Raw genomic sequence first — 12,565 nt, forward strand, 5'->3', positions numbered from 1 at the left:
CTTTCCCTGAACTACACCCATAAAAAAACCCGCCGAAGCGGGTTTTTACGTTACTTGCGGATTAACGATTACTCGTTGTCAGAACCGCCCAGACCTGCGTTCAGCAGTTCTGCCAGGCTGGCAGATGCGTCTTCTGCAGTCACCTGCGGTGCAGCCGGAGCTTCACCCGCAGCACGGCGACGCATACGATCCTGGTGGTACGCGTAACCGGTACCTGCCGGGATCAGACGACCCACGATAACGTTCTCTTTCAGGCCGCGCAGTTCGTCGCGTTTGCCCGCAACGGCTGCTTCGGTCAGCACGCGAGTGGTCTCCTGGAACGATGCCGCGGAGATGAAGGACTCGGTTGCCAGAGACGCTTTGGTGATACCCAGCAGATCGCGGGAGTAAGTTGCCCCCACTTTGCCGTTCGCTTCCAGTTCGCGGTTTGCGATCTTGACGCGAGAGTATTCAACCTGTTCGCCTTCCAGGAAGTCGGAGCTGCCCGCGTTAACGATGGTAGCTTTACGCAGCATCTGACGAACGATAACTTCGATGTGTTTATCGTTAATCTTAACGCCCTGCAGACGGTATACGTCCTGTACTTCGTTAACGATGTAACGAGTCACAGCATGAACACCACGCAGGCGCAGAATGTCGTGCGGCGCTTCCGGACCGTCGGAAATTACGTCACCACGTTCTACACGTTCACCTTCGAACACGTTGAGCTGACGCCATTTCGGAATCATCTCTTCGTACGGATCGCTACCGTCTACCGGGGTGATAACCAGACGACGTTTACCTTTGGTTTCTTTACCGAAGGAAACGATACCGCTGATTTCAGCCAGGATTGCCGGCTCTTTCGGACGACGTGCTTCGAACAGGTCCGCAACGCGCGGCAGACCACCGGTGATGTCCTTGGTACCGCCGGATTCCTGCGGAATACGCGCCAAGGTGTCACCAGAGCTGATCTGTACGCCATCTTCCAGCTGAACAATCGCTTTACCCGGCAGGAAGTACTGCGCAGGCATATCGGTACCCGGGATCAGAACGTCGTTACCCTGAGCATCAACGATTTTCAGTGCCGGACGCAGATCTTTACCACCTGCGGTACGTTCTGCGGAATCCAGAACCACCAGCGAAGACAGACCGGTCAATTCGTCGGTCTGACGAGTAATGGTCTGGCCGTCGATCATGTCAGTAAAGCGTACATAACCGCTTACTTCGGTGATAACCGGCATGGTGTGCGGGTCCCAGTTTGCAACGGTTTCGCCGCCAGCAACCTGTTCGCCATCGCCTTTCGCCAGTACCGCACCGTAAGGTACTTTGTAGCTTTCTTTGGTACGACCGAATTCGTCGATCAGTTTCAGTTCGGTGTTACGGGAAGTGATCACCAGTTTACCGCTGGAGTTCACAACCGACTTCACGTTGCTGAGCTTGATGCTACCTTTGTTTTTCACCTGGATGCTGGATTCAGCAGCCGCACGAGATGCCGCACCACCGATGTGGAACGTACGCATGGTCAGCTGTGTACCCGGTTCACCGATGGACTGTGCCGCGATAACACCGATTGCTTCACCTTTGTTGATGATGTGGCCACGCGCCAGGTCACGACCGTAGCAGTGCGCACATACACCAAAGTCGGTGTCACAAGATACAACAGAACGTACTTTTACCGCGTCGACAGAGTTCTCTTCCAGCAGGTCACACCACTGTTCGTGCAGCAGCGTGTTGCGCGGAACGAGGATATCAGCAGTACCCGGCTTCAGAACGTCTTCAGCAGTTACACGACCCAGTACGCGATCGCGCAGCGGCTCTTTAACGTCACCACCTTCGATAACCGGAGTCATCATGATACCTTCATGGGTACCACAATCGTCTTCGGTAACCACCAGGTCCTGCGCCACGTCAACCAGACGACGAGTCAGGTAACCGGAGTTCGCAGTTTTCAGTGCGGTATCCGCCAGACCTTTACGAGCACCGTGGGTGGAGATGAAGTACTGGAGTACGTTCAGACCTTCACGGAAGTTCGCGGTGATTGGCGTTTCGATGATGGAGCCATCCGGCTTCGCCATCAGACCACGCATACCAGCAAGCTGACGAATCTGTGCCGCAGAACCACGCGCACCGGAGTCGGCCATCATGTAGATGCTGTTGAAGGAAACCTGCTTCTCTTCCTGACCGTCACGGTTAATAACGGTTTCAGTTTGCAGGTTATCCATCATCGCTTTGGATACACGATCGTTCGCCGCAGCCCAGATATCGATAACTTTGTTGTAGCGTTCGCCCGCAGTTACCAGACCAGACTGGAACTGCTCCTGAATTTCAGCAACTTCTGCTTCTGCCTCGGAGATGATTTCGTGTTTCTTCTCCGGGATGACCATGTCATCGATACCAACAGATGCACCAGAACGCGCTGCATATGCAAAGCCGGTGTACATGATCTGGTCCGCAAAAATAACGGTCGGTTTCAGACCGAGAATGCGGTAGCAGGTGTTCAGCATTTTGGAGATTGCTTTTTTACCCAGCGCCTGGTTGACGATGGAGTAAGGCAGACCTTTCGGTACAATCATCCACAGAATGGCACGGCCAACTGTCGTGTCTATCAGGCTGGTTTTCGCAACTAATTCACCGTTAGCATCTTTTTCATACTCGGTGATACGCACTTTAACGCGCGCATGCAGAGAAGCCAGACCAGAGCGATACAGACGTTCTGCTTCTTTCGGACCAGTCAGCACCATGCCTTCGCCTTTGGCGTTAACACAGTCACGGGTCATGTAGTACAGACCCAGTACAACGTCCTGAGACGGAACGATGATTGGTTCGCCGTTCGCCGGGGACAGGATGTTGTTGGTAGACATCATCAGCGCACGCGCTTCCAGCTGGGCTTCCAGCGTCAGCGGTACGTGAACAGCCATCTGGTCACCATCGAAGTCGGCGTTATATGCCGCACAAACCAGCGGGTGCAGCTGGATAGCTTTACCTTCGATCAGTACCGGTTCAAATGCCTGGATACCCAGACGGTGCAGAGTCGGTGCACGGTTCAGCAGTACCGGGTGTTCGCGGATAACTTCGTCCAGGATATCCCAAACGACAGCTTCTTCGCGCTCAACCATTTTCTTCGCAGCTTTGATGGTGGTAGCAAGACCACGCAGTTCCAGCTTGCCGTAGATGAACGGTTTGAACAGCTCCAGCGCCATTTTCTTCGGCAGACCGCACTGATGCAGACGCAGGTATGGACCTACGGTGATTACAGAACGACCAGAGTAGTCAACACGCTTACCGAGCAGGTTCTGACGGAAACGACCCTGTTTACCTTTGATCATGTCGGCCAAAGATTTCAGAGGACGCTTGTTAGAACCGGTGATCGCACGACCGCGACGACCGTTATCCAGCAGGGCGTCTACCGCTTCCTGCAGCATACGTTTTTCGTTACGTACGATGATGTCCGGCGCAGCCAGATCCAGCAGACGTTTCAGACGGTTGTTACGGTTAATGACGCGACGATACAGATCGTTCAGGTCAGAAGTCGCGAAACGACCACCATCCAGCGGAACCAGCGGACGCAGATCTGGCGGCAGTACCGGCAGAACGGTCAGGATCATCCACTCAGGTTTGTTACCAGACTGAACGAACGCTTCCAGCAGTTTGATACGCTTGGTCAGCTTTTTACGCTTGGTTTCGGAGTTGGTTTCGTTCAGCTCTTCACGCAGCTGTTCGCACTCTTGCTCCAGATCCATGCTCTTCAGCAGAGCCTGGATTGCTTCCGCACCCATCTTCGCGTCGAATTCGTCACCGAACTCTTCCAGCGCGTCCAGATACTGCTCTTCAGTCAGGATCTGCTGGCGTTCCAGGTTGGTCATACCGCCTTCGATAACCACATAGGATTCGAAGTACAGTACGCGTTCGATATCGCGCAGCGGCATATCGAGCAGCAGGCCGATACGGGACGGCAGCGATTTCAGGAACCAGATGTGCGCAGTCGGGGAAGCCAGTTCGATGTGGCCCATACGCTCACGGCGTACTTTAGTCTGGGTCACTTCAACGCCGCACTTCTCACAGATGACGCCACGGTGTTTCAGGCGCTTGTACTTACCGCACAGGCACTCGTAATCTTTTACCGGCCCAAAGATACGGGCGCAGAAAAGGCCGTCACGTTCTGGTTTGAACGTACGGTAGTTGATGGTTTCCGGCTTTTTAACTTCACCGAAAGACCATGAACGGATCATGTCTGGCGAAGCCAGAGCAATTTTGATCGCATCAAACTCTTCGGTTTTAGTCTGCGCTTTCAGAAACTTTAATAAATCTTTCACGGATTTGCTCCCGTCGGAGTTAGCACAATCCGCTGCCGGGTTTTACCCCGACAGCAGTGACCTGTTTGAGCGAGAATTACTCGTCTTCCAGTTCGATGTTGATACCCAGCGAACGAATCTCTTTCAACAATACGTTGAAGGATTCTGGCATGCCCGGCTCCATCTGATGGTTGCCGTCCACGATGTTTTTATACATCTTAGTACGACCGTTCACGTCATCAGACTTAACGGTGAGCATTTCCTGCAGGGTGTATGCTGCGCCGTATGCTTCCAGCGCCCACACTTCCATCTCCCCGAAACGCTGACCACCGAACTGTGCCTTACCACCCAGCGGCTGCTGAGTAACCAGGCTGTAAGAACCGGTGGAACGCGCGTGCATCTTGTCGTCGACCAGGTGGTTCAGTTTCAGCATGTACATGTAACCGACGGTTACCGGACGTTCGAACTGTTCACCAGTGCGGCCGTCGTACAGGCGGATCTGACCAGAAGTCGGCAGGTCGCCAAGTTTCAGCAGTTCTTTAATTTCTGCTTCTTTCGCACCGTCGAACACCGGCGTTGCGATTGGCATACCTTTGCGCAGGTTTTCAGCCAGACGCATAACTTCTTCATCGCTGAAGGTACTCAGGTCAACTTTCTGACGAACGTCAGCGCCCAGATCGTACGCACGCTGGATGAATTCGCGCAGTTTCGCGACTTCTTGCTGCTGTTTCAGCATGGCGTTGATCTTGTCGCCGATACCTTTCGCAGCCATACCCAGGTGGGTTTCGAGGATCTGACCGATGTTCATACGAGACGGTACGCCCAGCGGGTTCAGTACGATGTCTACCGGCGTACCGTTTTCATCGTAAGGCATATCTTCGATCGGGTTGATCTTAGAAATTACACCCTTGTTACCGTGACGACCTGCCATCTTGTCACCAGGCTGGATACGGCGTTTAACCGCCAGATATACCTTAACAATCTTCAGCACGCCCGGTGCCAGATCGTCGCCCTGGGTGATTTTGCGGCGTTTCGCTTCGAGTTTCTTCTCGAACTCGTGTTTCAGTTCGTCATACTGCTCAGCCAGCTGTTCCAGCTGATTTTGTTTCTCTTCGTCGGTCAGGCCCAGCTCCAGCCAGCGATCGCGCGGCAGTTTGTCGAGCTTCTCAGCTTCAACGCCACCGGCTACCAGCACAGCACGGATACGGCTGAACAGACCCGCTTCGAGGATCTGCAGTTCTTCAGACAGGTCTTTCTTCGCCTGTTTGAGCTGCATTTCTTCGATTTCCAGCGCACGCTTGTCTTTTTCTACGCCATCGCGAGTAAAGACCTGAACGTCGATAACCGTACCGGATACACCGTTTGGTACGCGCAGAGAAGAGTCTTTAACGTCAGACGCTTTCTCACCGAAGATCGCACGCAGCAGTTTTTCTTCTGGGGTCAGCTGAGTTTCACCTTTCGGCGTTACCTTACCAACCAGAATGTCGCCACCGGTCACTTCCGCACCAATGTAAACGATACCGGATTCATCCAGTTTGGAGAGCGCAGCTTCACCCACGTTCGGGATGTCAGCGGTGATCTCTTCCGGCCCCAGCTTGGTGTCACGGGACACACACGCCAGTTCCTGAATGTGGATGGTGGTGAAACGGTCTTCCTGAACAACACGCTCGGATACGAGGATGGAGTCTTCGAAGTTGTAACCATTCCACGGCATGAACGCTACGCGCATGTTCTGACCCAGCGCCAGTTCACCGAGGTCGGTGGACGGACCGTCTGCCAGCACGTCGCCACGTTCTACCGGTTCACCCAGAGACACACACGGCATCTGGTTGATACAGGTGTTCTGGTTAGAACGGGTATATTTGGTCAGGTTGTAGATGTCGATACCTGCTTCGCCCGGATACATCTCGTCTTCGTTAACTTTGATAACGATACGGGAAGCATCCACGTACTGAACGACACCACCACGTTTAGCAACCGCAGTTACACCGGAGTCAACGGCAACAGCACGTTCCATACCGGTACCAACCAGCGGCTTATCAGCACGCAGAGTCGGAACGGCCTGACGTTGCATGTTCGCACCCATCAATGCACGGTTGGCGTCATCGTGTTCCAGGAACGGGATCAGGGACGCACCGACGGATACCACCTGCTGGGTGGATACGTCCATGTAGTCAACCTGGTCGCGGCTGAACAAGCTGGATTCGCCTTTACTACGGCAAGTTACCAGGTCTTCTACGAAGTGGCCTTCTTCATCCAGGTTGGAGTTCGCCTGGGCGATAACGTAGTTGCCTTCTTCGATAGCAGACAGGTAGTGAATTTCGTCAGTTACAACACCGTCGGTCACTTTACGATACGGAGTCTCAAGGAAGCCGTATTCGTTAGTCTGTGCGTACACGGACAGAGAGTTGATCAGACCGATGTTCGGACCTTCAGGGGTTTCGATTGGACATACGCGACCGTAGTGAGTCGGGTGTACGTCTCGAACTTCGAAGCCTGCACGTTCACGGGTCAGACCGCCTGGGCCGAGTGCGGAGATACGACGTTTGTGCGTAATCTCAGACAGCGGGTTGTTCTGGTCCATAAACTGAGACAGCTGGCTGGAACCGAAGAACTCTTTCACTGCTGCAGAAATCGGCTTGGCGTTGATCATATCCTGAGGCATCAGGGTATCCAGATCGCCCAGAGACAGACGCTCTTTCACCGCACGCTCTACACGTACCAGGCCAACGCGGAACTGGTTTTCCGCCATTTCGCCAACGGAACGGATACGACGGTTGCCGAGGTGGTCGATATCATCGACTTCGCCTTTACCGTTACGGATATCGATGAGCTTTTTCATAACATCAATGATGTCGTCTTTGCTCAGGATACCGGAACCTTCGATTTCTTCGCGCAGCAGAGAACGGTTGAACTTCATACGACCAACCGCAGACAGGTCATAACGGTCTTCGGAGAAGAACAGGTTCTCAAACAGGCTTTCAGCAGCTTCACGAGTCGGCGGCTCGCCAGGACGCATCATGCGGTAGATTTCTACCAGTGCGCTCAGACGGTCGTTAGTTGGGTCGACACGTAAGGTTTCAGAGATATATGGGCCGTGATCCAGATCGTTGGTGAACAGCGTTTCGATACGCTTGTGACCAGACTGGCTCAGCTTAGCCAGCAGATCCAGGCTCAGCTCCATGTTCGCTGCGCAGATCAGCTCGCCGGTAGACTCATCAATATAGTCTTTAGCAACCACTTTACCTGCGATGTACTCAACCGGGACTTCGATCAGTTTGACGTCGTCTTTTTCCAGCTGGCGAATATGGCGCGCAGTAATACGGCGGCCTTTTTCTACGTACACTTTACCGTTAGCTTCGATGTCAAAAGATGCGGTTTCACCACGCAGGCGTTCCGGCACCAGTTCCATCTGCAGCTTGTTATCACGGATTTCAAAGATAACTTTTTCAAAGAACAGGTCGAGGATCTGCTCTGTGGTGTAGTTCAGGGCGCGCAGAATGATGGTCGCAGGCAGTTTACGGCGACGGTCGATACGTACGAACAGGTTGTCCTTCGGATCGAATTCGAAGTCCAGCCAGGAACCACGGTAAGGGATGATGCGCGCGTTATACAGCACTTTACCCGAAGAGTGGGTTTTACCTTTGTCGGAGTCAAAGAAGACGCCCGGACTACGGTGCAGCTGGGAAACGATAACACGCTCAGTACCGTTGATAACAAAGGTACCGTTGTCTGTCATGAGCGGAATTTCGCCCATGTAGACTTCTTGTTCTTTAATGTCTTTTACGGTGCCTTCCGGCGCTTCGCGCTCATAGATCACCAGACGCAGTTTAACGCGCAGCGGTGCGGAATAGGTCACGCCACGGATTTGACATTCCTGGACGTCAAACACCGGTTCGCCAAGGCGGTAGCTGACGTATTGCAGCTCGGAATTACCGCTGTAGCTCTGAATCGGGAATACGGAACGGAAAGCAGCTTCCAGACCATACTGCCCTTCAGGATCTTGCTCGATAAATTTCTGAAACGAGTCAAGCTGGATAGAAAGGAGATAAGGTACATCCAGAACTTGTGGACGTTTACCAAAATCCTTACGAATACGTTTTTTCTCGGTATAGGAGTAAACCATAGGGTTCCTCAGCTCGCTGACAAGTCGACCCATCTGTCCATTGAGCGGACAGTTTGTGCAACACTATTTTGTTGACCGGAAAATGGAACACTTTCCGCAATGCCTGTTGCTATCACGCTTAAACCATTTCATTGCGATTTACACAGAACGGGCGTCCTGTCGCAGTATATTAAGTCGTCGATAGAAACAAGCATTGAAAGGCACAGCAGTAGTCAAACAGTGTGAAACGCTACTGGCGCCTTACAGCGCAAAAAGGCTGGTGACTAAAAAGTCACCAGCCATCAGCCTGATTTCTCAGGCTGCAACCGGAAGGGTTGGCTTATTTAACTTCAACTTCAGCGCCAGCTTCTTCCAGGGATTTTTTCAGTGCTTCTGCGTCGTCTTTGCTCACGCCTTCTTTCAGAGCAGCCGGTGCAGATTCTACCAGGTCTTTAGCTTCTTTCAGGCCCAGGCCAGTTGCGCCACGTACTGCTTTGATAACAGCAACTTTGTTAGCGCCAGCAGCTTTCAGAATTACGTCGAATTCAGTTTTTTCTTCAGCAGCTTCAACCGGGCCAGCAGCTACAGCTACAGCAGCAGCAGCGGAAACACCGAATTTTTCTTCCATTGCAGAGATCAGTTCTACAACGTCCATTACAGACATAGCTGCAACTGCTTCAATGATTTGATCTTTAGTGATAGACATTTAAATTGTTCCTGAATATCAGAATAAGTTTATACGTAAGCGAATGCGTTAAAAAGATAACTGCGATTAAGCAGCTTCTTTCGCATCGCGTACAGCAGCCAGAGTACGAACCAGTTTGCCAGCCGAAGCTTCTTTCATGGTTGCCATCAGGCGTGCAATTGCTTCTTCGTAGGTCGGCAGAGTTGCCAGGCGGTCGATCTGAGACGCCGGGATCAGCTCACCTTCAAAGGCAGCGGCTTTGACCTCAAATTTTGCATTCGCTTTCGCGAACTCTTTGAACAGACGAGCAGCAGCGCCCGGGTGTTCCATAGAGTATGCAATCAGGGTCGGACCAACAAACGCGTCTTTCAGGCACTCGAACGGAGTACCTTCAACAGCACGGCGCAGCAGGGTGTTACGAACAACACGCATGTATACGCCAGCTTCGCGACCTGCTTTACGCAGTTCAGTCATTTTATCTACAGTTACGCCACGGGAATCCGCAACTACTGCAGACAGCGCGCCTTTGGCTACTTCGCTGACTTCAGCAACAATCGCTTGTTTGTCTTGAAGATTTAAAGCCATTAGCTTTGCTCCTGGATGTTTGCCAGAGAAAATCTCTGGAACTCACTTCACTCCTCCAAACGGAGAGAGCGTCTTAATTACGGTGAGCAGAAACAAGCCAGAATATAAAAGAATAATCTTAGCGTTCTGTCACCGTCTACGCAGGGGATTAAGTTTCTTGCGAAACTCCTGCGGTCTTCGACGGAGGCCTGGATAGGCCAGGCTCCAACGAACAAATCTTTTCTATCCGTCGCTATTCAGCTTGTGGCGGCGTTGGCTTCCTTCGTTCGCACCAGTCACATAGTTAGCTATGCTCCTGGCGACTCACTCAGCTGCCGCCTTGCCACAACCCGAATATCTCGGATATACGTCTGCATTAAGCATTATACGTGGGCGTAAGATTGTAGACAAAATCACCGCCCACGTAAAGGCATTAGTTTACAGAAGCGCTCAGGCCAGCCTGGTCAACTGCAACACCTGCACCCATGGTGGTGGAGATGCTAACTTTCTTGATGTACACGCCTTTCGCCTGAGTCGGTTTTGCTTTTTTCAGCGCAACCAGCAGAGCTTCCAGGTTTTCTTTCAGTTTGTCAGCGTCAAAGTCCACTTTACCGATGGTGGTGTGGATGATGCCGTTTTTGTCGTTACGGTAACGAACCTGGCCAGCTTTAGCGTTTTTAACCGCTTCAGCAACGTTCGGCGTTACAGTACCCACTTTCGGGTTTGGCATCAGGCCGCGCGGACCCAGAACCTGGCCCAGCTGGCCAACAACGCGCATTGCATCCGGAGAAGCAATAACAACGTCAAAGTTCATTTCGCCTTTCTTGATCTGGTCAGCCAGATCTTCCATACCTACCAGTTCAGCACCTGCAGCTTTAGCAGCTTCAGCGTTTGCACCCTGGGTAAATACGGCTACGCGAACGGAACGGCCAGTACCGTGCGGCAGTACAGTTGCACCACGTACGTTCTGGTCAGATTTACGAGCGTCGATGCCGAGGTTAACAGCTACGTCCACGCTTTCTACGAATTTAGCAGTCGCCAGCTCTTTCAGCAGTGCGATAGCTTCGTTGATGTCGTACTGTTTGGTTGCATCAACTTTCTCGCGGATAACACGCATGCGCTTGGTCAGTTTAGCCATTTCTTAGTCCTCCACTACCAGGCCCATGGAACGTGCAGTACCTTCGATGGAGCGAGTCATCGCTTCAATGTCGGCACCAGTCATGTCGGCAGCTTTGGTCTGCGCGATTTCCTGCAGCTGAGCGCGGGAAATTTTACCCACTTTGTCTTTGTTCGGCTTACCGGAACCAGACTTGATACCAGCCGCTTTTTTCAGCAGAACTGCTGCCGGCGGAGTCTTGGTAACGAAAGTGAAAGAACGGTCAGCGTAAACGGTGATTACTACCGGAATCGGCAGACCTTTTTCGATGGAATCAGTTTTTGCGTTGAACGCTTTGCAGAATTCCATGATGTTTACGCCCTGCTGACCCAGAGCCGGACCTACTGGCGGACTCGGGTTAGCCATACCAGCTGCAACCTGCAGCTTGACATAGGCTTGTACTTTCTTAGCCATTATAAATTCCTCAAGTTGGGTAATAACGCCTCTGAGAGGCTCCCCGTGATATAAAAAATCGTTTTACGGGCAAGGCCCATAAAAACAAAAGGCGCGAAATTGTATTCCAATCTCGCGCCTTGTGCAACGATTAAGTCGCCGCTTTTTTGATCGCTGGGTTAGGCTTTTTCAACCTGGCTGAAGTCAAGTTCTACCGGGGTCGCACGACCGAAGATAGAAACAGACACTTTCAGACGAGATTTCTCGTAATCCACTTCTTCAACAACACCGTTGAAGTCAGCGAACGGACCATCATTAACACGGACCATTTCACCCGGTTCAAACAGCGTTTTCGGACGCGGCTTATCACCAACCTGCTGCAGGCGGTTCATAATCGCATCGACTTCTTTATCGCTGATTGGCGCAGGACGATCGGAAGTACCGCCGATGAAGCCCATCACACGCGGTACGCTGCGCACCAGGTGCCAGCTAGCGTCGTTCATCACCATCTGAACGAGGACGTAACCAGGGAAGAATTTGCGTTCGCTTTTGCGACGCTGACCGCCACGGATTTCAACCACTTCTTCGGTTGGTACCATGACTTCACCAAACAAATCTTCCATGTTGTGTAATTTGATATGCTCACGCAGCGATGTTGCTACGCGGCCTTCAAAACCGGAAAACGCCTGAACGACGTACCAGCGCTTTTTAGGAGCTTCAGACATCTCAGAACCTCAGGCCAGTGATAAAGGATACCAGGCGAACCAGAATACCATCCAGTCCCCACAGGATCAGTGACATTACTGCGGTAACCGCAGCCACAATCAGCGTGGTGTGCAATGTTTCCTGGCGAGTCGGCCAAATGACCTTACGGACTTCGGTACGCGCTTCACGGGCAAAAGCAACGGTTGCTTTACCTTTTGTCGTTAACAGCGCGACACCACCCGCTGCAGCAATCAGAATTACTACGGCCAGCGCACGCAGCGGCAGCATAATGTCGCGATAAAGGTAGTTGCCGACAATTGCCACCAGGAGCAATGCCACCACAACGACCCACTTCATCGCTTCCAGGCCGCGCCCGCTTCCTTGAGCTTCGGTATTCGCACTCATAAACCAACCTGTCAGAAGTATTCTACAAACATTTTCACCCCGCGATCGCGAGGCAAACCAAATCGAAACGCGTATTAGCTTTTCGGATTATACGCCCTCAACAGAGCCTGTCTCAGCAATGATTATGACAAAGAAAATCACTGATGAGCCAGGTTCTGGTACGAAAGCGTGCAAAAAGGGCATCAAATGATGCCCTTTTAGTGCGCATTGCGTCAAATGTTATCGGCAATTAGCTCAGAACTTTTGCTACAACGCCCGCGCCAACGGTACGGCCGCCTTCA

8 protein-coding genes are annotated in these 12,565 nt (G+C 52.2%); all 8 read right to left on the reverse strand.

The features are described from left to right. Positions 1–68 precede the first annotated feature (68 nt). Positions 69–4,292, reverse strand: coding sequence for a DNA-directed RNA polymerase subunit beta' (gene rpoC / locus FEK46_RS06700; protein WP_131161715.1), 4,224 nt, complete (start codon positions 4,290–4,292; stop codon positions 69–71). A 76-nt stretch (positions 4,293–4,368) separates the two neighbouring features. Further along, positions 4,369–8,397: a DNA-directed RNA polymerase subunit beta gene (gene rpoB / locus FEK46_RS06705; RefSeq protein WP_000263098.1), complete on the reverse strand. Its 4,029-nt coding sequence runs from the start codon at positions 8,395–8,397 to the stop codon at positions 4,369–4,371. A gap of 319 nt (positions 8,398–8,716) precedes the next feature. Next, entirely contained in the window at positions 8,717–9,082 is a 366-nt protein-coding gene (gene rplL, locus FEK46_RS06710; RefSeq protein WP_000028879.1) for a 50S ribosomal protein L7/L12, read from the reverse strand. Between the two features lie 66 nt (positions 9,083–9,148). Then, positions 9,149–9,646: a 50S ribosomal protein L10 gene (rplJ, locus tag FEK46_RS06715; protein WP_001207201.1), complete on the reverse strand. Its 498-nt coding sequence runs from the start codon at positions 9,644–9,646 to the stop codon at positions 9,149–9,151. Positions 9,647–10,058: 412 nt separating this feature from the next. Then, positions 10,059–10,763 (reverse strand): 50S ribosomal protein L1, encoded by a 705-nt coding sequence (gene rplA / locus FEK46_RS06720; RefSeq protein WP_001096684.1) that lies wholly within the window; start codon positions 10,761–10,763, stop codon positions 10,059–10,061. 3 nt (positions 10,764–10,766) lie between these two features. Then, positions 10,767–11,195, reverse strand: coding sequence for a 50S ribosomal protein L11 (rplK, locus tag FEK46_RS06725; RefSeq protein ID WP_001085926.1), 429 nt, complete (start codon positions 11,193–11,195; stop codon positions 10,767–10,769). 158 nt (positions 11,196–11,353) lie between these two features. Continuing rightward, complete coding sequence (nusG, locus tag FEK46_RS06730) at positions 11,354–11,899, reverse strand: transcription termination/antitermination protein NusG (protein WP_001287516.1); 546 nt, start codon at positions 11,897–11,899, stop codon at positions 11,354–11,356. Between the two features lies 1 nt (position 11,900). Next, positions 11,901–12,284 carry a preprotein translocase subunit SecE gene (gene secE / locus FEK46_RS06735; RefSeq protein ID WP_001275702.1) on the reverse strand — a complete coding sequence of 128 codons (384 nt, stop codon included), beginning with the start codon at positions 12,282–12,284 and terminating at the stop codon, positions 11,901–11,903. Positions 12,285–12,565: the final 281 nt, after the last annotated feature.

Origin of the sequence: Escherichia sp. E4736 (assembly GCF_005781225.1) — a bacterium.
In the GTDB taxonomy this organism is placed as follows: Bacteria; Pseudomonadota; Gammaproteobacteria; order Enterobacterales; family Enterobacteriaceae; genus Escherichia.

Excerpts from the sequence above, each read along its gene's own strand:
- rpoB (WP_000263098.1), bottom strand. The coding sequence starts at position 8,397 with ATGGTTTACTCCTATACCGAGAAAAAACGTATTCGTAAGGATTTTGGT.
- rplL (WP_000028879.1), bottom strand. The coding sequence starts at position 9,082 with ATGTCTATCACTAAAGATCAAATCATTGAAGCAGTTGCAGCTATGTCT.
- rplJ (WP_001207201.1), bottom strand. The coding sequence starts at position 9,646 with ATGGCTTTAAATCTTCAAGACAAACAAGCGATTGTTGCTGAAGTCAGC.
- rplA (WP_001096684.1), bottom strand. The coding sequence starts at position 10,763 with ATGGCTAAACTGACCAAGCGCATGCGTGTTATCCGCGAGAAAGTTGAT.
- rplK (WP_001085926.1), bottom strand. The coding sequence starts at position 11,195 with ATGGCTAAGAAAGTACAAGCCTATGTCAAGCTGCAGGTTGCAGCTGGT.
- nusG (WP_001287516.1), bottom strand. The coding sequence starts at position 11,899 with ATGTCTGAAGCTCCTAAAAAGCGCTGGTACGTCGTTCAGGCGTTTTCC.
- secE (WP_001275702.1), bottom strand. The coding sequence starts at position 12,284 with ATGAGTGCGAATACCGAAGCTCAAGGAAGCGGGCGCGGCCTGGAAGCG.